Origin of the sequence: Dietzia sp. oral taxon 368 (genome assembly GCF_002999155.1) — a bacterium.
Classification (GTDB): Bacteria; Actinomycetota; Actinomycetes; order Mycobacteriales; family Mycobacteriaceae; genus Dietzia; species Dietzia cinnamea.
The window spans coordinates 2,519,150-2,539,605 of record NZ_CP027238.1 but is presented as its reverse complement, the minus strand read 5'-3'; the positions used below and the strand labels follow the sequence as shown (position 1 = coordinate 2,539,605).

17 protein-coding genes, 1 tRNA gene, 1 other RNA gene and 1 pseudogene are annotated in these 20,456 nt (G+C 72.5%); 9 read left to right on the top strand and 11 right to left on the bottom strand.

Annotated features, from left to right (window positions below; all coding sequences use genetic code 11):
* Positions 1-50: 50 nt before the first annotated feature.
* Together panB and pip are read left to right on the top strand one after the other, a co-directional pair.
* The gene (gene panB / locus C3V38_RS11850) at positions 51-932 is read left to right on the top strand and encodes a 3-methyl-2-oxobutanoate hydroxymethyltransferase (RefSeq protein WP_061229291.1); all 882 of its coding nucleotides are present in this window, start codon (positions 51-53) and stop codon (positions 930-932) included.
* 83 nt (positions 933-1,015) lie between these two features.
* The gene (gene pip / locus C3V38_RS11845; RefSeq protein WP_061229312.1) at positions 1,016-1,948 is read left to right on the top strand and encodes a prolyl aminopeptidase; all 933 of its coding nucleotides are present in this window, start codon (positions 1,016-1,018) and stop codon (positions 1,946-1,948) included.
* A 24-nt stretch (positions 1,949-1,972) separates the two neighbouring features.
* Here the strand turns inward: pip and C3V38_RS11840 are convergent, their stop codons facing one another.
* Together C3V38_RS11840 and C3V38_RS11835 are read right to left on the bottom strand one after the other, a co-directional pair.
* Positions 1,973-2,791, bottom strand: a complete 819-nt coding sequence (locus tag C3V38_RS11840; protein ID WP_106386474.1) for an SDR family oxidoreductase — start codon at positions 2,789-2,791, stop codon at positions 1,973-1,975.
* 62 nt (positions 2,792-2,853) lie between these two features.
* A complete protein-coding gene (locus tag C3V38_RS11835; RefSeq protein ID WP_106385826.1) occupies positions 2,854-4,365 on the bottom strand; it encodes an NAD(P)/FAD-dependent oxidoreductase in 1,512 nt (503 codons plus the stop codon).
* A 118-nt stretch (positions 4,366-4,483) separates the two neighbouring features.
* On the opposite strand from C3V38_RS11835, the gene C3V38_RS11830 reads away from it, so the two are divergent.
* Positions 4,484-6,097: a CYTH and CHAD domain-containing protein gene (locus C3V38_RS11830; RefSeq protein WP_165001108.1), complete on the top strand. Its 1,614-nt coding sequence runs from the start codon at positions 4,484-4,486 to the stop codon at positions 6,095-6,097.
* Positions 6,098-6,165: 68 nt separating this feature from the next.
* Here the strand turns inward: C3V38_RS11830 and C3V38_RS17380 are convergent, their stop codons facing one another.
* The 6 genes and pseudogenes from C3V38_RS17380 to cobC all read right to left on the bottom strand — a co-directional run bounded on the left by C3V38_RS17380 (position 6,166) and on the right by cobC (position 10,818).
* On the bottom strand, positions 6,166-6,339 hold the full coding sequence (locus tag C3V38_RS17380; RefSeq protein ID WP_129591183.1) for an SPOR domain-containing protein: 174 nt from the start codon (positions 6,337-6,339) through the stop codon (positions 6,166-6,168).
* A gap of 317 nt (positions 6,340-6,656) precedes the next feature.
* Positions 6,657-7,088, bottom strand: an RNA gene (rnpB, locus tag C3V38_RS11825) — RNase P RNA component class A.
* A gap of 79 nt (positions 7,089-7,167) precedes the next feature.
* Positions 7,168-7,821, bottom strand: a pseudogene (locus C3V38_RS11820) (histidine phosphatase family protein); the annotation flags it as partial.
* Positions 7,812-8,543, bottom strand: a complete 732-nt coding sequence (locus tag C3V38_RS11815; protein ID WP_106385824.1) for a zinc ribbon domain-containing protein — start codon at positions 8,541-8,543, stop codon at positions 7,812-7,814. The gene C3V38_RS11815 and the pseudogene C3V38_RS11820, both read right to left, overlap by 10 nt.
* 11 nt (positions 8,544-8,554) lie before the next feature.
* Positions 8,555-9,712 (bottom strand): Nif3-like dinuclear metal center hexameric protein, encoded by a 1,158-nt coding sequence (locus tag C3V38_RS11810; protein ID WP_061229295.1) that lies wholly within the window; start codon positions 9,710-9,712, stop codon positions 8,555-8,557.
* Positions 9,709-10,818, bottom strand: a complete 1,110-nt coding sequence (gene cobC / locus C3V38_RS11805) for an Rv2231c family pyridoxal phosphate-dependent protein CobC (protein WP_061229296.1) — start codon at positions 10,816-10,818, stop codon at positions 9,709-9,711. The genes C3V38_RS11810 and cobC overlap by 4 nt, the downstream gene beginning before the upstream one ends.
* Positions 10,819-10,922: 104 nt before the next feature.
* Between cobC and C3V38_RS11800 the strand changes: the two genes are divergently transcribed.
* Genes C3V38_RS11800 through C3V38_RS11785 form a run of 4 tightly spaced genes read left to right on the top strand, consistent with a single transcriptional unit; the run spans position 10,923 to position 14,335 of the window.
* Positions 10,923-11,591 carry an HAD hydrolase-like protein gene (locus tag C3V38_RS11800; protein ID WP_061229297.1) on the top strand — a complete coding sequence of 223 codons (669 nt, stop codon included), beginning with the start codon at positions 10,923-10,925 and terminating at the stop codon, positions 11,589-11,591.
* Entirely contained in the window at positions 11,581-12,057 is a 477-nt protein-coding gene (locus C3V38_RS11795; RefSeq protein WP_061913746.1) for a low molecular weight protein-tyrosine-phosphatase, read from the top strand. The genes C3V38_RS11800 and C3V38_RS11795 overlap by 11 nt, the downstream gene beginning before the upstream one ends.
* 51 nt (positions 12,058-12,108) lie before the next feature.
* The gene (locus C3V38_RS11790) at positions 12,109-13,113 is read left to right on the top strand and encodes an SURF1 family protein (RefSeq protein WP_061913744.1); all 1,005 of its coding nucleotides are present in this window, start codon (positions 12,109-12,111) and stop codon (positions 13,111-13,113) included.
* Between the two features lie 43 nt (positions 13,114-13,156).
* A complete protein-coding gene (locus tag C3V38_RS11785) occupies positions 13,157-14,335 on the top strand; it encodes a hypothetical protein (protein ID WP_061229300.1) in 1,179 nt (392 codons plus the stop codon).
* 15 nt (positions 14,336-14,350) lie between these two features.
* Here the strand turns inward: C3V38_RS11785 and C3V38_RS11780 are convergent, their stop codons facing one another.
* The 3 genes from C3V38_RS11780 to C3V38_RS11770 all read right to left on the bottom strand — a co-directional run bounded on the left by C3V38_RS11780 (position 14,351) and on the right by C3V38_RS11770 (position 15,992).
* On the bottom strand, positions 14,351-15,382 hold the full coding sequence (locus tag C3V38_RS11780; protein WP_061229301.1) for a CobD/CbiB family cobalamin biosynthesis protein: 1,032 nt from the start codon (positions 15,380-15,382) through the stop codon (positions 14,351-14,353).
* A 4-nt stretch (positions 15,383-15,386) separates the two neighbouring features.
* Positions 15,387-15,459, bottom strand: a tRNA-Val gene (locus C3V38_RS11775).
* A gap of 98 nt (positions 15,460-15,557) precedes the next feature.
* Complete coding sequence (locus C3V38_RS11770; RefSeq protein ID WP_007628241.1) at positions 15,558-15,992, bottom strand: DUF3052 domain-containing protein; 435 nt, start codon at positions 15,990-15,992, stop codon at positions 15,558-15,560.
* A 305-nt stretch (positions 15,993-16,297) separates the two neighbouring features.
* Between C3V38_RS11770 and aceE the strand changes: the two genes are divergently transcribed.
* A complete protein-coding gene (aceE, locus tag C3V38_RS11765) occupies positions 16,298-19,093 on the top strand; it encodes a pyruvate dehydrogenase (acetyl-transferring), homodimeric type (RefSeq protein WP_061913740.1) in 2,796 nt (931 codons plus the stop codon).
* The gene (locus C3V38_RS11760; protein WP_082767758.1) at positions 19,090-20,343 is read left to right on the top strand and encodes a CdaR family transcriptional regulator; all 1,254 of its coding nucleotides are present in this window, start codon (positions 19,090-19,092) and stop codon (positions 20,341-20,343) included. Before aceE ends, C3V38_RS11760 begins: the two co-directional genes overlap by 4 nt.
* Positions 20,344-20,456: the final 113 nt, after the last annotated feature.

The window sequence follows — 20,456 nt, the reverse complement described above, 5'->3', positions numbered from 1 at the left end:
GGACCGGCCCCCGGCCGGCCTCGAGGCATCGAAGGAAGGCCACACACCTCATGAGCGACACCCCCGACACCCCGGTCTACGGCTCCGGCGACGCCCCGCGGCGGACGTCGCCCGGCTCCGGCGGGCAGGAGGGCCTGACGCGGGTCACGCGCCTGCACCACCTCGCGGAGCTCAAGGCCGCCGGCGAGCCGTGGCCGATGCTCACCGCCTACGACTTCGTCTCCGCACGTCTGTTCCAGGAGGCGGGGATCCCCGTCCTGCTGGTGGGCGACTCCGCGGCCAACGTGGTCTACGGCTACGACACGACCGTTCCGGTGACAGAGGACGAGCTGATCCCGCTCGTCCGTGCCGTCACCCGGGGCGCGCCCAAGGCGCTGGTCGTGGCGGACCTGGTGTTCGGCAGCTACGAGGCCTCGCCCACCCAGGCCGTGGCCGCGGCGACCCGCATGCTCAAGGAAGGCGGTGCGCAGGCGGTCAAGCTCGAGGGCGGCGTGCGGATGGCCCCGCAGATCCGCGCGATCGTCGACGCCGGCATCCCCGTGATGGCCCACATCGGCTTCACCCCGCAGTCCGTCAACGGGCTCGGCGGGTTCCGCGTCCAGGGCCGAGGGGACGCCGCCGAGCAGCTGCGCGCCGACGCCCGCGCCGTCCAGGAGGCCGGCGCGTTCTCCGTGGTCATGGAGATGGTGCCCGCCGACCTGGCCCGCGAGGTCACCGCGGAGCTGGAGATCCCGACCGTGGGGATCGGCGCCGGTAACGGCTGCGACGCCCAGGTCCTCGTCTGGCAGGACATGGCCGGCCACAGCACCGGTCGGACCGCCAAGTTCGTCAAGCGGTACACCGAACTGGCCGACACGCTGCGCGAGGCCGCCCGCGAGTACGGCACGGAGGTCCGTTCGCGGGCCTTCCCCGGCGCCGAGCACTCCTTCTGATCGTGGGAGCCCCCGCGATCGGCACCGCCCGGAGTGGTGCCCGCCGCGCCCCGTACCCGGAGATCGAACCGTACGAGACCGGCATGCTCGACGTGGGCGACGGGCAGCGTCTGTACTGGGAATGCTCCGGCAACCCGGACGGCGCTCCCGTGCTCTTCGTCCACGGCGGGCCGGGCGGGGGCACCGACCCCGCGCACCGCCGCATGTTCGACCCGGCCGTCTACCGGATCATCCTGGTGGACCAGCGCGGGTGCGGGCGCAGCACACCGCACGTGGCCGACGGCGCGGACCTGTCCATCAACACGACGTGGCACCTGGTGGCCGACCTCGAGCGGCTGCGTGAGGCGCTGGGCGTCGACCGCTGGCTGGTGTTCGGCGGTTCGTGGGGCTCGACGCTCGCACTGGCGTACGCCCAGGAGCACCCCGACCGGGTCCGCGGCCTGGTGCTGCGCGGGATCTTCCTGTGCCGCCCCGGCGAGATCGACTGGTTCTACCGGGGCGGTGCCGCGCACCTGTTCCCCGACGTGTGGGAGGGCTACCTCGCGCCGCTCGTCGCCGCCGACGGCGCCGAGGCCGTCCACGGGCCCGGTTATGACCACGTCGCGGCCTATCACCGCCTCCTGCACTGCGGCGATACGCGGCTCGAGCTGGAGGCCGCCCGGGCGTGGACGATGTGGGAGACCTCCACGTCGACCCTGCTGCCCCGCACGGTCGGCAAGGCCGGGGATCCGGACCGGTTCGCGCTGGCCTTCGCCCGGATCGAGAACCATTACTTCGTCAACGACGCGTTCCTGCGGGGTCGGGCGATCCTCGACCGGATCGGCCGCATCGCCCACCTCCCCGGCGTGATCGTCCACGGGCGCTACGACGTCGTGTGCCCGGTGGCCAACGCGTGGGAGCTGCACGCGGCGTGGCCGGGTTCCGAGCTGCACATCGTGCCGGATGCGGGGCACGCGATGGCCGAACCGGGCACGACGCACCACCTGCTCGAGGCCACGGACGCGTTCCGCCCCTGACCCGCCGGCGCGCCGACCGCCGGCTCAGACCACCCCGAACCGCCGCGAGGCCGCGACCGTCGCCTTCTGGTAGCCGGCCGGGAACAGTCTCACCAACGCGTCGAGAACGTGCGCGTCCACCCCGACCAGTACGCGCGGTCGTCGCCGCTCGACGCCGTCGAGGATGACGCGCGCGGCGGTCGAGGCCTCCGTGCGGGCGAACTTCGTGTCGAAGATGGTCGCGAAGTCGGCACTGTCGAGCCCCTCGGCCGCGCCGGCGCTACGGGCGACGGCGGTCTTGATGCCACCGGGGTGGACGCAGGTGACATCGACCGGGTGACCGGCGGCGAGCATCTCCATCCGCAGCGACTCGGTGAACTGCTGGACCGCCGCCTTGGCCGCGTTGTAGGCGTTCTGCGTGGGCACGGACAGGAACGCGAAGATGCTGGAGATGTTGACGAGGTGGCCGTCGCCGGAGGCGATGAGGTGCGGGAGGAACTCCTTCGTGCCGTGTACGACGCCCCAGTAGTCGACGTCCATCACGCGCGCGATGTCCTTGTACGCGGACTGCTCGACCGCCCCGGTGAACGCGATCCCGGCATTGTTGATCACCAGGTGGACCACGCCGTAGTGCTCGGCGACCAGTCCGGCGTACTCGGAGACCATGGCCTGTTCGGTGACGTCGAGGCGCTGCGCGTGCACGTCGGTGGCGCCGTCGCCGCGCGCCAGCTCGACGGTGCGGGCCAGGCCGTCCGGTTCGATGTCGCTCAGGGCGAGTCGCGCGCCGCGTCGGGCGGCCTCGCGAGCCAGCTCGCGTCCGATGCCGGAACCGGCGCCGGTGACGACGACGACCTTGCCGTCCATCCGCCAGCGGCGCGTGTCGGCGCGTGCGCGCCAGGGGCGGGACAGTCCGGCGCCGCGGGCGCTCACCGGAGGGCCTCCTGCCCCGTGGGCGTCGCGGCGGCGAGCCGGGCCGTGCTCTGCCGGCGGTAGGCGCTCAGGTCGAACTCGCGGGTCTGCCGGCGGAAGGCGAGCGTGAAATCCGGCCACACGGCCGGGGCGTTGCCCTTGTCGTCGAGGTACCAGCTCCGGCAGCCGGTCACCCAGACGGTCTCACCGGTGTGCTCGCGCAGCTCGCGGTTGTACGCCTCCTGGACGGCCTCGCGGACCTCGACGGTCTGCAGGTCGTGTTCCCGCATGGTGCGCAGCGCGTCCACGAGGTAGTTCAGCTGGGACTCGATCATGTAGATCATCGACGAGTGCCCGAGGCCCGTGGCCGGGCCGACCAGGACGAACAGGTTCGGGTAGCCGGCCACCGTGGTGCCCTTGTAGGCCTGCATGCCCTCGCTGCGCCACTTCTGCGCGAGGGTCCGGCCGTCGGTGCCGCGAACGCGCTCGAAGAACGGCGAGTCGGTGACGTGGAATCCGGTGGCCACGACCAGCACGTCGGCGGGATGCTCGACGCCGTCGGCGGTGACGATCCCGCTCCCGGTGACCCGGGCTATCGGCTCGGTCACGAGGTCGACGTTGTCCCGGCCGAGCGCGGGATACCAGGTGTTGGACAGCAGGATTCGTTTGCAGCCGATCTCGAAGTTCGGGGTGACCTTCTCCCGCAGGGCCCGGTCGCGGACCTGCATCGCGAGGTGCGCGCGGCCGAGCGCCTTGATCGGCGCCAACGCGGCGCGGGTGCGGGTCAGCCCCACCACCTGGAACTCACGGCTGGCGTACTGCAGGGCCCGGACGGCCTTCTGCAGGCCGGGCACGCGGCGGTACAGCGACCGCTCGAGGCGCGGGTAGGGACGGTCCATGCGGGGAAGGACCCAGGGCGCGGTGCGCTGGTAGACGTCGAGGTGACCCACCGTCGGCGCGATGGACGGGACCACCTGGATGGCTGACGCCCCGGTCCCGATCACCGCCACGCGGCGATCGGCCAGCGGGACCGAGTGGTCCCATCGGGCGGTGTGGAAGACGTCGCCCGCGAAGTCCTCGATGCCGTCGATCTCCGGCCGCCTCGGCTCGCACAGGGCCCCGACGCCCAGGACGACCACGCGGGCGTCGTACTCCCCCGCGCTCGTGGACACCGACCAGCGGCCGCGGTCGGCGTCGTACTCAACGGAGGTGACGTCGACCCCGAAGCGGATCTTCTCGCGGACCCCGGTCTCGGCGGTGACCCTACGGATGTAGTCGTAGATCTCCCCCTGCGGGGAGAACGCCCGGGACCAGTCGGGGTTGAGTGCGAACGAGTAGGAGTAGAGGTGGGACGGGACGTCGCACGCCGCGCCCGGGTAGCTGTTGTCGCGCCACGTCCCGCCGACGTCGTGGCCGCGTTCGAGGACCACGAGGTCGTCGAACCCCTCCTGCGTGAGCCGGATCGCCGTGCCGAGGCCGGAGAACCCGGCCCCCACGACGAGGACGTCGACCACGTTCGGCTGATCCACAGTTTCTCCCTACGACGAGTGTGTGATCTGCGACGCTCCCGATCTTACCCGCAAGTAAGTCCTGGTAGGGGTGTAGCGCGGTGGCACGGTGTTCACCGACGGCTGGTACAACCGGTCCATGACGATCAACGAGACCGTCGAGGTCGAGAGCAAGTTCGAGGTCGACGACGACATCCCGGCGCCCTCCGCCGACGCGTTCGCGCCGCTCGTCGTCGACGGTCCGGATGAGTACGAGCTCTCCGCCGTCTACTACGACACGGATGATCTCTCGCTCACCCGGCACAAGGTGACGCTGCGCCGCCGCACCGGCGGGGACGACGAAGGGTGGCACCTCAAGCTGCCCGCCCACGCCGGCCGTGTCGAACTGCAGGCCCCTCTCGGCGACGAGGTCCCGGACGAGTTCCTCTCCGCGGTCGCCGGGCTGGTCCGTCGCCGTCCACTGGCGCCCGTCGCCCGGATCGACAACCTCCGGCGGGTCCACACGCTGCGGGACGACCACGGCGCCGCGGTGATCGAGTTCTGCGACGATCACGTCTCCACCGAGGCCTTCGTGAACGGCGGGTCCGCGGCCACGTGGCGGGAGTGGGAAGCCGAGATCGTCGATCCGGCGCTACCCGACGCACACGCCCATCTCGCGGCCGTCGCCGCCGCGTGCACGGACGCCGGGGCCACCACCTCGTCGTCGTCCTCCAAACTCGCCCGCGCGATCGGACCCCTCCCGGACGCCGGTGACGAGGGCGTCTCCCCCGTCCGCGACGCCCTGGCACGCGACCTGGGCACGCTGCTCGACCACGATCCGGCCGCCCGGCGCACCACCATGGTGGGCGTCCACCAGATGCGCGTCGCGGTCCGCGGGCTGCGCAGCACCATCAGCACCTACGCCGCGGAGCTCGAGGCCGACGCCGCCGACACCGATCTCGACCTGCCCGGGCTGCTCGCCGAGCTCAAGGTCCTCGCCGCCGTTCTGGGCAGACTCCGCGACATCCAGGTGGTCGACGAGCGCCTCGGGGACCTGGCCGCCGGATACCCCGAGGACGTGGTCAGCCCGCAGATCCGTCAGCGATTGCGGGTGGAACTCGACGCGGAGGCCCGGCGCGCGGGTGAACGGGTCACTTCGGCTCTGCTCTCCGACCGGTACCTCGACCTGGTCGACCGGCTCCACGAACTGGCCCGCGTCGCCGGCGGAACCACGGCGAAGGGCGGCAAGAAGAAGCGCCGCGAGGCCGGGGAACTGATGCTGAGTGGCGTCGACCGCCAGTTCAAGAAGTTCACCAAGGTCCGCACCCGCACCGAGCGCGACCTCGCGGAACTCGACCTCACGCTGGCCGAGCGGGAGGAACTCACCCACGTCGTGCGCAAGCGCGCCAAGGCCCTGCGCCGCAACGTCAACGCCCTGCCCGGGACGGACGGGCTCACCGTGGCACCCTTGCGCGACGCCTGTCAGCGCCTGCACACCGTGCTCGGGGATGTGCAGGACAGCGTCACGACCCGGCGGTGGCTCCGCCGCATCGCCCGCCGCGCCGAGATCGCCGGCGAGTCGACGTTCGGGTTCGGGGTGCTGTTCGAGCGCGAGCGCGGCTTCTCCGAGCGAGCCCTCGACGGGTTCGAGAGCGACGCCGCGGCGGTCACGGCCGCCTACCGCGAGTTGTCGGAGTCACGGCGCGCGGCGCGCAAGCGTCGGAAGAAGGACGAGAAAGCCAAGAAGGGCAAGAAGAAGGGCGGCAGAAAATAGCGCCGGTCGCGCGGTCGACGCGCGCGCCGATGAGTCCCCGTAACGCGCGGCGGCCTCGCCGAGTCGGATCAGTCCTTCTCGTCCTCGGCGTCCCACGCCTCGTTGCGCGCCCTGGCCTTGGCCAGCGCCGCCTCCGCCTCGGCTCGCGTGGCGTACGGGCCCATCCGGCTGTCCCAGTTGGTCACCTTGCCCTGCAGCGCCTGACCTGTGGCGATGTCGTAGTACCACTGCTCTTCCGACATGGCGGACCTCCTCGGATCGACGGGCTGGGCTAGCACCCACGACCCTACTAGCGGCGGCCCGTCGACGTGCGGCGTGACGACCTGTGACGCGCGATTGGACAGAGTGCCAGCGCGTCCTCCTCCGGATGCGCTGGCTCTTTGGCTTGTGATGGGAGAATGGTCCATTTCGCCATCACAACCGGGCGATGTTCGAGCAAGCGGCCAGCGTAGGGCGAAGGGACAGCGCATCTCGGGGCCGTCGCGCTGCCACTCTGTACTCGCGGGCTCTCTGGTCGCACTACCGGTCCTGTGCCGAACTGGCGGGGCGCGGGGCGGGGCGAACGAGTCGGCCTGTAAGCCGGATCCTGTGCCCACCGCGTGCGGCGGGCGACGACCATCCATCTGGGCACACCGTCACCGGGTACCTCGAGCGGTCCACCCGCGGACTCGGGCGAGCAGCCCTCCCCGTGCGTCACCGCACGTCCATCCGCGCAGTCGCACCGCGGACGGTGCGACCTTCGACCTTGCTCCGGGCGGGGTTTACCGAGCCACCCCGGTCACCCGGGGTGCTGGTGCGCTCTTACCGCACCGTTTCACCCTTACCGCGCCGGCGTGGGCGCGGCGGTCTGTTTTCTGTGGCACTGTCCCGCGGGTCGCCCCGGGTTGCCGTTAGCAACCGCCCTGCTCTGTGGAGTCCGGACTTTCCTCGGGCCGGGGCCTGGCCACGCGTGGGCGCCGGTTCCCCTGTCCGCGGCCGTCCGGCCGACTCGTTCGCCGCCCCAGTCTAGTCCCCGGCGCGCGCCGGCCGCGGGGCGAGGTGCCGCGTCAGCCGAGGGGCGAGGTGCCGCGTCAGCCGAGGTGCGAGGTGTCGTTGACCAGGTGGACCGACGTGGGCCCGTCGGAGTAGAAGCGCACATCGGAGACCGAGGCCAGGTCCAGGTGCAGGCGGAACAGGAGCTCGTCGCCGGCGCCGAGCCCGGCGCGGATGGCCAGCTTGATGGGGGTGACGTGGCTGACCACCGCGACCACCTGCCCGGGACGCTCGGCGACGATGCGACGCAGGCCCCGCTCGACGCGCTCTCGCACCACCTCGAAGCTCTCGCCCCCCGGCGGCGGGACAGAAGTGTCGCCGAGCCAGCGGGAATGTGTGTCGGGGTCCTGCTCGGCGGCCTCGCGAAAGGTCAGCCCCTCCCACCGGCCGAAGTCGGTCTCGATGAGGTCGTCGTCCACGATGAGCGGCACGCCGGCGGCCTCGGCGACGCGCTCGGCGGTGCCCAGACACCGCCGCAGCGGCGAGGACACCACGGCGCTCAGGCCGGGCAACGAGGCGAGGCGGCGGGCGGTGCGTTCGGCCTGGGCCAGGCCGAGGTCGGTGAGCTCGGGGTCGCCCTGGCCGGAGTAGCGCCGGTCGACCGAGAGGGCGGTCTGGCCGTGCCGGGCCAACACGATGCGGGTGGGCCTGCCGGTGGCACCGGTCCAGCCGGAACCCGTGCTCACTGGTTGCCGGTACGGACGACGATCACACCGCATTCGGGGCAGGTGAGCACATCGTCGGCCGGCGCGGAGCGGAACGCGGCCACGGTGCTGCGGTCCAGGTCCATCGCACACGCCGAGCACCGGCCCCCGTTGAGGATCGCCGCCCCGACCCCGGCGTTCTCGGCGCTCCGGGAGTAGAGGGCGAGGAGATCCTCGGGGATCCCCTCGGCCTCGCGCGCCCGCTCCGCCGTTGTGGCCGTCACGGCGTCCTCGAGCTCGGCCAGCGCGGTGTCACGCAGTGTCCGCGCCATGCCGATGCGCGCGTCGAGGTCGGTGACGACCGCCCCTGAGTGGCGGACGTCGGCCTGCATGGCCTCGTGGCGTTCGCTGAGCTCGCCGAGTTCGGCCTCGAGCGCCTCCTGCCGGCGGGCCAGCGACCGCAGCTCGTAGTCCAGCTCGGTGGACTGGTGCTCGGACAGGCCGCCGGAGGCCAGCAGGTCGGAGTCGTGGGCGCGGCGACGGCGGACGGCGTCGAGATCCGAGCGCAACTTGAACAGGGCGCGATCGAGGTCCTCGAGGTGGATCCGGGCCCGGGCGACGGACTCCGTGGCGGCTCGGCGCTCGGCCGTGAGACCGTCCAGCGTCTCCTGCTCGGGCAGGTGCTCTCGCCGGTGTGCGAGACCGGCCAGACGCAGGTCGAGGTCGGCGATGTCGACGAGTCGACGCTGGTGGTGGGGATCGGCCTTCATGGGAGCCAAGACTACCGCTGCCCGCGCGCTCCCCCGGCGGCCACCGTCCACGGATCGGTCCGCAGGTCGCACACGCTCGCGGTGACCCCGGCGCCCTCTTCGAGCAGGGCCGCGGCCTGCGCGCACCACGGGAACTCCAGCGCCCAGTGGGCGGCGTCGACGAGCATCGGCCCGCCCTCGCGCAGGTGCTCGTCCGCGATGTGGTGACGCAAATCCCCGGTGAGGTAGACGTCGGCGCCGGCCGCACGGGCGGCGCCGAGCAGGGAATCACCGGAGCCGCCGCACAGGGCGACGCGCCGGATCTCGGCCTCCGGATCGCCGGCGGCCCGCACACCCCACTCGGTGGTGGGCAAGCGGTCGGCGACGAGTCGGGTGAACGCGGCGAGGGTGGTGGGCTCGTCGAGATCGCAGATCCGTCCGAGCCCGGTGTCCTCCGGCCCGGGGCCGGGTCCGGCGTGGTTGACGAGGACGTCCATCGCGGGCACCTCGTACGGGTGCCCGGCCACGACCGCGCGCCGGACCGCGGAGCGCAACTCGGGCGGGGCCACGAACTCGACGCGGGTCTCGGAGACCTGTTCGGGCTCGCCGATGGTGCCGATACTCGGGTCGGTGCCGTCGCCGGGCCGGAAGCGCCCGGTGCCGCGCACGGAGAACGAGCACTCGGTGTAGCCGCTCATCCGTCCGGCCCCGGCCGCGAACACGGCGTGCAGGAGGTCCTCGAGATCGTCGTCCGGCACGGTCACGACCCACCGGTCGACGGTGCCGTCGCCGGTCGGTGAGAGCGGGGCGCCGGAGGTCAGGCCGAGCGCGTCGGCGAGGGCGTCGTTGACGCCGGGGCGCGCGGAGTCGGCGTTGGTGTGTGCGGCGTACAGGGCGCACCCCCCGGCGATGAGGCGGTGCAGGAGACGTCCCTTGGGCGTGTCCGCGGCCACGGAGTGCACACCGCGCAGGAGCGGCGGGTGGTGGACGAGCAGTAGGTCGGCGCCCTGGGCGAGGGCGTGGTCGACCACGGCGTCCGTGGCGTCCACCGCCACGACGACGCGAGAGACCTCGGAGGCGGGGTCGCCGGCGACCAAACCGACGCGGTCCCACGACTCGGCCAGGCGCGGCGGGTACGCCCGCTCCAACAGGTCGATCACGTCGGCCAGGGTGGGCCTGCCGGTGGTCATGCTCGCTCCCCTTCCAGTCGGTTCCTCGCCGCGTCGGCGGCCGCGTGCCAGGCGCCGACGAGCTCGTCCACCATCGTGCCCGGCCGCACGGCCAGCCGCAGGTAGGACGCGTCGAGGCCCGGGAACGTGTCGCAGCGACGGGTGACCACGCCGCGTCGCACGAGGCCGTCGCGGAACGCCTCCGGATCGACGCCCGGCGGGGTGCGGACCAGCACGAACGGCGCCGACGGGGGCACGGCCACCTCGATCCGGGCGGCGGCGAGGGCCTCCACCATCGCCTCCCGCTCCACCGCGACATCGATGCGTAGGCGGGCGAGCTCGCCGTCCGCGCCGGTCCCGACGCACGCCCGGATCGCCTCGAGCTGGAGCGTGCCCAGCGGCCAGTGCGGTCTGTGAGCGGCGAGGTCCGCCAGCACGGCGGGGTCGCCGACCGCGTACCCCACGCGCAAGCCGGCCAGCGCCCAAGTCTTCGTCAGCGAGCGCACCACGACCAGGCCGGGCAGGTCGGCGCCCGCGAGGGAGTGCCCGGCCTCGTCGTCCACCATGTCGCAGAACGCCTCGTCCACCACGGTCACGCGCCCGGGACGGCACAGCGCCGCGACGGCGGCGCGGGGGTGTAGCACCGACGTGGGGTTGGTGGGATTACCGACGACGACGAGGTCCGCGTCCCCCGGGACCAGTGCCGGATCCAGACGGAACGGGTCCGGCAGAAGGACACGCTCGACTCCGACGCCGGCCCGTCGCAACTCCAGCTCGGGTTCGGTGAAGGACGGGTGCACCACGGCGGCGCGCAGGCGGTGTCGGGCCGCGTGGCCGGCGAGGAGGTGGAACCCCTCCGACGCCCCGCCCAGGAGCAGGACGCGCTCGCGCATCACCCCGTGACGGGCGGCCACGGCCGAGACCGCGGCCTCGTCGTCGTCGCCCCCGGGATATCCCCCCAGGTCGGCGAGGCGCGCCGCCAACCTGTCGCGAAGCCACGCCGGCGGTCCCGACCCGCGCACGTTGACGGCGAAGTCCAGGGCCCCGGGGACCAGCTCGGCGTCCCCGTGGTGACGCAGCGCCGCCCACGACGGCTCGTCGGCGCGGACCCCGGTCGATTCGGTCATGCCGGAAGCGTAGGACGGCGGCCTCGTCGCCCGGCCGCCGCCCGGCACCCCCGGCCCGGCAGCCACCGCCCGACCCGCGCCCCCGCCTCTGGGAGGATGGCGGCATGACCGACCGCCCGATCCTCCTCGTGGACCTCGACGGCACCATCACCGACTCCCTCGACGGCATCGCCCGATCGCTGCACCACGCGCTCGACGTCGTGGGCGCCCGCTGGGACGTCTCCCGCGACATCCGCTCGATCGCCGGGCCGCCCATGATCGACACCCTCGCCTCGCTCGGCCTGGCCGGCGCCGACCTCGACCGCGCGATCGACGCCTACCGCGAGCGCTACGACGAGGTCGGCTGGCGCGAGAACGCCGTCTTCACCGGCATGGACACGCTGCTGAACCGCCTGGCCGTGGACGGGTACCGGATGGCCGTGGCCACCAGCAAGGACCAGAACGCCGCCCGCAGGATCCTCGGCCACTTCGACCTGCTCGCGCCCTTCGAGTTCGTCGGCGGCGCCGACATCGGAGTGGGGCGGCTGGCCAAGGCCGACGTCGTCGCGCACTCCCTCGCCGCGATGGGTGTCGAGCCCGTGCCCGACGCCGACGGCGGCACGGACGGGGTGCTGATGATCGGCGACCGCGAACACGACATCGACGGCGCCGCCCGGTACGGCATCCCCACCGCCATCGTGCGCTGGGGCTACGGCCGGCCCGAGGAGTGGGACAGGGCCCGCTGGTCGGCCGTCGACACCGCAGCACTGGAGGAGATCATCCGTGGCTGGTGACCGAACGGTACGAGTGGTGTTCGTCTGCACGGGCAACATCTGCCGCTCCCCCATGGCCGAGGTCATGGCGCGACACGAATTCGAACAGGCCGGGCTCGGCGACCGGGTGAGGATCTCCAGCGTCGGCACCGGCGACTGGCACGTCGGCCACGGCATGGACCCGCGCGCGGCGTCCGAGCTCGCGGCCCACGGCTACGACACCGCGCACGTGGCCGCGCAGCTGTCCGACGACGACCACGACGCCGACCTGCTCGTGGCGCTCGACAGCGGCCACCGCGACCACCTCCTGCGCGCGGACGTCGACCCCGACCGGGTCCGCCTGTTGCGCGCGTACGAACCCGGGGCCGACGGTGCGGACGTGGCCGACCCCTACTACGGCGACGACAGCGGTTTCACGCGTACGCGCATGCAGATCTCGCGCGCCCTGCCCGGTCTGGTCGCCGAGGTGCGCGAGCTGCTGGGGTAGCCGCCACCACCGCGGCGGTGCCCCGCCCCGCCCGACCGATATCCTGGGAGCATGCGGATCCTGCGGCGCTTCCTGACCCCCGGGTGGGTGATCGGGGTTCTCGCCGCGATCCTGTTCGCCTGGGCGTGCTTCGCGTTCCTCGCCCCGTGGCAGCTCGGCAAGAGCGATGACCTCGAGGCCCGCAACGCCCGGCTGGTCGAGTCCGTCGAGGCCGAGCCCGCCCCGCTCGACGAAGTCGTGCGCGGCCCGCAGGACTACGCCGAACGCGAGTGGCGGCTCGTGACCCTCGACGGCCGGTGGGAGCCGGACTCCGAGGCCCTGCTGCGGCTCCGGTCGGTCGACGGCGAGCTGGTCTACCACGTCCTGACCGTATTCGACCCCGTCGACGGGCCGGATCTCCTCGTCAACCGCGGCTACGTGCAGGTGGGAGAGAACAACGCCGTCCCCGACTACCCCGCGGCGCCCGCCGGCGAGGTCGGGATCACCGCCCGCGTGCGCGTCGCCGAACCCGGCCAGGCCGATCCCGTCGAGCTCGACGGCCGTCCCGCGGTCCGCGTCGTCGACCCGGCCGTCATCGGCGACACCCTCGGGCACGACCTCCGGCCCGCCGGGTACCTGCAGCTGACCGGCGACCAGCCCGGCTCGCTCACCCCCGCGCCGATCCCGGGCATCGAGAACGGGCCCCACCTGTCCTACGGCCTTCAGTGGCTCGCCTTCGGCGTCCTCGCCCCGGCCGCCCTCATCTACTTCGCATGGGCCGAGATCCGCGCGCGGCGCCGCGACGACGACGCCGGGCTCGCCGACCGCACGGCGGACGCCGGTGATGCCGCGTCGGGCGGTGGCCCGGACGGCGACGCCGGCTACGCCGGCTCCGGCGTCGACGGGGGTGACGGCCCGGCCCCGAGGAGCGGCGTCGGAGTGTCGGCCGCGGACGACGAGGCCCGGGCCGACGACGAGGTCTCGGCCCGCGAACGCGCGATGCGCGCGCGTTACGGCGACCGCGACGCCGCCGAACAGCGGCGCGCGTTCCGCCGCGCCGACCGCCTGCGGAGCTGACGAACCGCTCGACAAGCGCCCCTCGCCCCAGCAGAATCCGGGGATGCGAATCCCGCGGCGCGCCGTCACCGTGACCACCGCCGTCTGCCTCGCGCTGGGCGGGACGACCGCGTGCAGCCCCGCCGACCGCGCCGTCCTCTTCGCGTCCGCCTGCTCGGACTCCACCGCTTTCCCCACCGCCCCCCGCCACGAGCCCGGACAGGCCCACCTCATCGGTCAGGTGATCCGGAGCGGCCTGCCCATGGGCCCGGTCCCCGGGTGGGACGACGTCGTCTCGGTCGCCGACGCCGGCACCACCCTGGCCGCCGTGCACGCCGGCGGGACCGTCTCCGTGGTGGGCGTCGACCACGACGGCCTCCTCGCCGGGACGGCCGGCGGCGCCGGGCAGACCCTGTTGCCGCGCCGTGTGTCCGGGATCTCGGACGCGATCTCGGTCGCCGCCGTGGGGTCGGCGTTCCTCGTCACCCACGCGGACGGCACGGTGTCCGGCTGGGGCGACTCGTTCATCGCCTCCGGCGGTCTCCGGGGCGACTCCCCGGTCCGCACGACCCCGGCCGCGGTGCAGGGCGTCGACGAGGTGGTCTCCGTCGCCGCCGGCTCCCTCAGCGCCCTCGCCCTCCGCTCGGACGGTGGTGTCCTGGGCTGGGGCGTCAACCTCACCGAGATCCTCGGTGAACCGCCCGGGACCACGGTCCGCCGGATCCGCGACGTCCCCGGGGCGGTCAGTGTGGCCGACGCGAGCGGGGCCGCGGTGATCGCCACCGCGACGGGCGAGGTGTGCGCGTGGGGCAACAACGTCCACGGCCTGCTGGGCGTGGAACCGCGCGGCGGGCAGACCAACCGGCCCGTCCGCGTGGACGGCTTCGGTGACGCCGGTGTCGTGCAGGTGGCCGGCGGCCAGCACTTCGCGCTGGCCCTCGATTCGGCCGGCACCGTCTGGACCTGGGGACGCACCGTCACGGGGATCCTCGGCGACGGCACGACCGACGACACCGTCCTCTCCTCCCCGCGGCCGGTGCCGGGGCTGCCGCCCCTGCGGTGGGTCGGGGCGAGCGAATCGTCCCCCTACGGGATCGACGGCGCCGGCGCGCTGTGGTCCTGGGGCCGCGGCCCCGTGCGCTCGCCGGAACCCGCTCGCGACACCCGGCCCCGTCGCGTCCCGCTGGCCGGACCGGCCCAGACCGTCTCGGGCGCCCTCGTCTTGCTGGCACCGGGAGACTGACCCGCGGCGCCCGGCTCAGTCAGTTGACCCGCGGGCCCCGGATCGGTGGCCGCGCGCGCCCGCGGCGGCAGCGCACACGGCGGCCGCCGCGGCCCCGATCTGCACCGCCCGCATGAGCCGGACGGCCCGCCGGATGTCGACGGGGCTCGGCGCGGGGCCGTCACCGAGGCGGGGCCGCTGCTCCGTCCCGTACGGGTACGGGGTGGGCCCGCCGAGCCGGACGCCGAGCGCTCCCGCGCACGACGCCTCCGCCACGCCGGCGTTGGGACTCGGATGGGACGACGCGTCCCGACGCCAGATCCGGATCGCCTCCGCGGGCCGCCCGCCCACGACCGGGGCTACGGCCGCGGTCAGCAGGCCCGCGAACCGGGCGGCCGGCCACCCGAGCACGTCATCGAGCCGAGCCGACGCCCAACCGAAGTCGACGTAGCGCGGTGAGCGGTGCCCGACCATCGCGTCGAGCGTGTTGGCCGCACGGTGGGCCGCCGCCCCGGCGGGGCCCGCGACACCGGCCCAGAACAGCGTGGCCACCGCGGCGTCGGAGGTGTTCTCCGCGACCGATTCGACCACCGCCCGTGCGAGTTGGCCGGCGTCGAGAGCCCCGGGCTCGCGGCCGCACAACCACGGGAGCAGCCGCCGCGACCCGTCGACGTCGGACCGGTCGAGCAACTCCGCCTGGCGACGGGCGATCCGGAGGAGGGAGGTCCCGCCGAGGCAGGCCCACACCGTGGCCGCCGTGGTCGCCACACGCAGGGCGGGCCTGGCGGCCACGGCCGAGTCGAGACCGCGTACGGCGGCCGTCACCCCGCCGACGAGGACGACGGTGAAGACGACACCGCGGGCGCGAACGGCGACGCGGGCCGCTGTCGTGTCGGGGGCGCCGACGGCCCCGTGGGCGTCACCGGCGTCAACGGGCGGGTCGAGCAGTCCCTCCACACGCGAGGCCACTGCGCCGAAACCGGCCACCGGGTGCCGCCTCGAGGGGTCGGCCAGCGCCGCGTCGACGAGGAATCCGAGGGCGATGCCGCAGGCGCGAGAGGTGTCCATGGGGTGCGCGCGGAGGGAATCGAACCCCCGACCGCTGGTGTGTAAGACCAGAGCTCTAACCGCTGAGCTACGCGCGCGTGCACCGGCGCCTCACGGGCGCCGGTGCGGCTCAGATTATCCCACCGTGGGCCGCGACGCCCCGCGGGGCGGGCACGGAGCTCCCGGCATCCCTGCCCTACTTTCGCGGCATGCTGTTCTTACGGAGCGCGAGCCGACTCCCGACCCAGTCCCCGATAGCCGCCGTCCGGGTCTGGAGCATTCCCGCCGTCTGGGCGGACTCCGCGATGACGGCGGGCTCCACGTGCCCGTCCCGCCCCGTTTTGGGGGTGAGGACCCAGACGGATCCCTCGTCCGCGAGCGGCGTGACGACGTCCATCAGCCGATCGACGAGGTCCCCGTCGCCGTCCCTCCACCAGAGCAACACCGCGTCGACCACCTCATCGGTGTCCTCCTCCAGCAGCTCCGATCCGACGGCGTCCTCGACGGCCTCGCTGATCGACTCGTCGCAGTCGGAATCCCATCCGACCTCCTGAACGAGCATGCCCTCCGTCAGATCGAGCTGACCAGCTACCTGGTCCGCTCCGTCCTGCTGGTTCGCCGCGGCGACCACCGTGGTGTTCCTCCCTCTGTTCCGAGTAGTCCCTAGAGGACTTTCGCTGACCAGGAACACTACCCGTGGTCAGGCACCGGGGAAACGACTACCGCCCATTTACCGGCACGCGGCATCCCGCGACGGTGTCGCGGGTCACGCTTTGGGGCACAATCGGAAACGACGGGCCGACGGTGGCCCGGTCCGAGCCCGACGCGGTCCGCCACACACCCGTGGACCGCGGCGCGGGCCCGACGCTGTACCACGACGAGTGGTGGCCCCACCGGGCCGCCACGGTACGAATCGCAGAAGTGAGGACGAGAAGCATGACCGAGAACGCAGGCCCCAGGAACGGTTCCGCACCCACCAACGTTCCGGTCCTCCGCGAGGGCGTCGCGTCCTACCTGGCGGACTCCGATCCCGAGGAGACCCAGGAGTGGATGGATTCGCTCGACGGTCTGCTCGCCGAGGCCGGGCCCGAGCGGGCTCGTTACCTGATGCTTCGGCTGCTCGAACGTGCCTCGAAACAACGCGTGCCGCTCCCGGCGCTCACCTCCACGGACTACGTCAACACGATCCCCACGAGCCTCGAGCCGGAGTTCCCGGGCGACGAGGCGGTGGAGCGGACCTACCGCCGGTGGATCCGCTGGAACGCCGCCATCATGGTCCACCGCGCCCAGCGTCCCGGCATCGGCGTGGGCGGGCACATCTCGACCTACGCGGGCGCGGCGCCGCTCTACGAAGTGGGCTACAACCACTTCTTCCGCGGCAAGGACCATCCCGGCGGCGGTGACCACATCTTCTTCCAGGGCCACGCCTCCCCCGGCATGTACGCCCGCGCGTACCTCGAGGGTCGGCTCCGCGAGCACGACCTCGACGGCTTCCGGCAGGAGAAGAGCCACCCGGGGCGGTCCCTACCCTCCTACCCCCATCCCCGCTCGATGCCCGAGTTCTGGGAGTTCCCGACGGTATCGATGGGTCTCGGGCCCATCAACGCCATCTACCAGGCGCGGTTCAACCGCTACCTGCACAACCGCGGCATCAAGGACACCTCCCAGCAGCACGTCTGGGCGTTCCTCGGCGACGGTGAGATGGACGAGGTCGAGTCGCGCGGCGCGCTGCAGATCGCGGCCAACGACGCGCTCGACAACCTCACATTCGTCATCAACTGCAACCTTCAGCGGCTCGACGGGCCCGTCCGCGGCAACGGCCAGATCGTCCAGGAGCTCGAGTCCTACTTCAACGGCGCCGGCTGGAACGTCATCAAGGTCGTCTGGGGCCGCGAGTGGGACGCGCTCTTCGAGAAGGACACCGAGGGCGCGCTCGTCGCTCTGATGAACTCCGTCTCGGACGGCGACTACCAGACGTTCAGGGCCAACGACGGCGCCTACGTCCGCGAGCACTTCTTCGGCCGCGACCCCCGCACTGCCAAGCTGGTCGAGGACATGACGGACGAGGAGATCTGGAACCTGCGCCGGGGCGGGCACGACTACCGTAAGATCCACGCCGCGTACAAGGCCGCGCTCGAGCACACCGGTCAGCCGACCGTGATCCTGGCCCACACCATCAAGGGCTTCGGGCTGGGCCAGAACTTCGAGGGGCGCAACGCGACCCACCAGATGAAGAAGCTGACGCTCGACGACCTCAAGCTGTTCCGCGACAAGCAGCAGATCCCCATCACCGACGAGGAGCTCGAGGCCGATCCCACCCTGCCGCCCTACTACAACCCGGGGCCGAACTCCCCGGAGATCCGGTACATGCTGGACCGCCGTGCCGCGCTGGGCGGGCACGTGCCCGAACGGCGACAGACCTTCACCCCGTTGAACGTGCCCGACGTCGACGCCCTGAAGTCGCTCCGCAAGGGCTCGGGCAAGCAGGCCGTGGCCACGACGATGGCCCTCGTGCGAACCGCCAGGGAACTCATGCGCGACGAGTCGCTGCGCGACCGTTTCGTGCCCATCATCCCGGACGAGGCCCGCACCTTCGGTATGGACTCGTGGTTCCCGACGCTGAAGATCTACAACCCGCACGGCCAGAACTACACCTCGGTCGACCACGAGCTCATGCTGAGCTACAAGGAGGCCAAGAACGGCCAGATCATGCACGAGGGCATCAGCGAGGCCGGTTCGGTGGCCGAGTTCACGGCCGCCGGAACCGCGTACGCCACCCACGGCGAACCGATGATCCCGCTGTACATCTTCTACTCGATGTTCGGCTTCCAGCGGACCGGCGACGGGATCTGGGCCGCCGCCGATCAGCTCGCTCGGGGATTCCTACTCGGCGCGACCGCCGGCCGCACGACCCTCACCGGCGAGGGCCTCCAGCACATGGACGGACACTCCCCGCTGCTGGCGGCGACCAACCCGGGCATCATCTCCTACGACCCCGCCTGGGCCTACGAGGTCGCGCACATCATGCGTGCCGGCGTCGAGCGGATGTACGGGCCGGGTTCCGCCCACGAGACGGAGACCGACGGCATCGACCGCAATGTCTCCTACTACATCACCCTGTACAACGAGCCCGTTCCGCAGCCGGCCGAGCCCGAGGACCTCGACGTCGACGCCCTGCTGCGGGGCCTGTACCGCTTCCGCGCGGCCGGGTCCGGCACCCACAAGGCGTCCATCCTGGCCTCGGGTGTGGCCATGTACGCCGCCGTCGAGGCACAGAAGATGCTCGCCGAGGAGTGGGACGTCGCGGCCGACCTGTGGTCCGCGACCTCCTGGACCGAGCTGGCCCGCGACGGATTCGAGTGTGAGCGCCACGCCCTGCGCCACCCGGACCAGCAGCCGCGCACCCCGTTCGTAGCGGCGGCGCTGGCCGAGGCCGACGGGCCCAAGGTCGCGGTGAGCGACTTCCAGAAGGCTGTGCCGGACCAGATCCGCGCCTGGGTCCCTGGAGACTTCACGGTCCTGGGTTGCGACGGTTTCGGGTTCTCCGACACCCGCCCGGCCGCGCGTCGCTTCTTCAACACCGACGCCGAGTCGATCGTCGTCGCCGTGCTGGCGGGGCTCGTCCGCGAGGGCGCCATCGAGAAGGTCACCCTCCTCGAGGCCGCGCGTCAGTACCGGATCGACGACGTCATGGCCGCCCCCGAGCCGACGACGGATCCCGGAGTGGCGTGACCGAGACGTCCGACCCCGCCACCGGGGAGAGGGAGCCGGAGCGCGTCCGGCGGCGGTCGTCCACGCCGCCGGACGACAGGCCGGTCTCCGACGCGCTCCTCAAGCGCATCACGCGGTACTCGGGGACTCTGTCCACCGAGGCGGTTCGCGCCCTGGAGCAGGAGCTGCCGTTCTTCGCCGAGCTGTCGGCGGACCAGCGCGCGGAGATCCAGCTGATCATCCAGAGCGCGGTCCGTGACTTCGTCACCTGGGTGCGCAACCCCGAGGCGCCGCACACCGACACCATCGCCGGCTTCAAGCTGTTGCCCAAGGGCGTCGGTCAGGGGCTCACCCTGCAGCAGACGGTGCAGCTGGTGCGCTCGACCCTCGAGTACTTCGAGCTGGTGATGCCCCGGATCACCCACAACGAGCGACAGCGCGGCCTGATGATCGCGGCCGTTCTGAAGTTCGGCCGCGAGCTGGGGTTCACCGCGGCCTCCGTGTACGCCGCGGCGGCGGAGAACCGCGGCGCGTGGGACACGCGCATGGAGGCGATGATCGTCGACGCCGTGGTCCGCGGGGACCGGCACGCGGACCTCATCTCCGGTGCCTCCGCACTGAACTGGGACCCGACAACCGCGGCCACGGTCATCATCGGGACCCCGAGGGAGGACCTGGGTCTCGCCTCGGTCCCCGCCGTCCACCGGGCCGCCGTCTCGTCCGACCGGCACGCACTGGCCGTGGTCCAGGGCGCCCGCCTCGTCGTCATCCTCTCCGGAGAGCTGGAGTCCTCCGCTTCGATCCCACCCGCCCTTCTCGACGCGTTCTCCTCGGACGCCCCCGTCGTCCACGGCCACACCGTGGGCTCCCTGGTCGAGGCCCCGGACAGCGCGGCGGAGGCACTGTCCGGGGCGGCGGCGGTGAGCGGCTGGCCCGGCGCGCCGCGGCCCGTCGCGGCGATCGACCTCCTACCCGAGCGCGTCCTCGGGGGCGACCGCGGCGCGGCGGCGATGTTGGTCGACCGGATCGTCACGCCCCTGCGGGGTGCGGACGCCTCTGTCGAGGACACCCTTCGGGCCTATCTCGACTCAGGTGGGCACGTGGAGAAGTGCGCTCGCGAGTTGTACGTCCATCCCAACACCGTGAGGTACCGCTTGAAGAGAGTGGGTCAAATCACTAAATTCGACCCCCTCACCGCGCGGGACGCCTTCGTGCTGAGAATCGCACTGGTCCTCGGGAAGTTTGCCGAAAGAACTACTCAAGAAGGCTAAATATTCACTCGCGTCACACCCTGTAACGAATCCACGCCGTGCGGAGATGGACGAGCGGCCAGCTTGCAATTTGTGGGAACCCTACAAAATCCCGGGCTCGTTTCTGGCTTCGG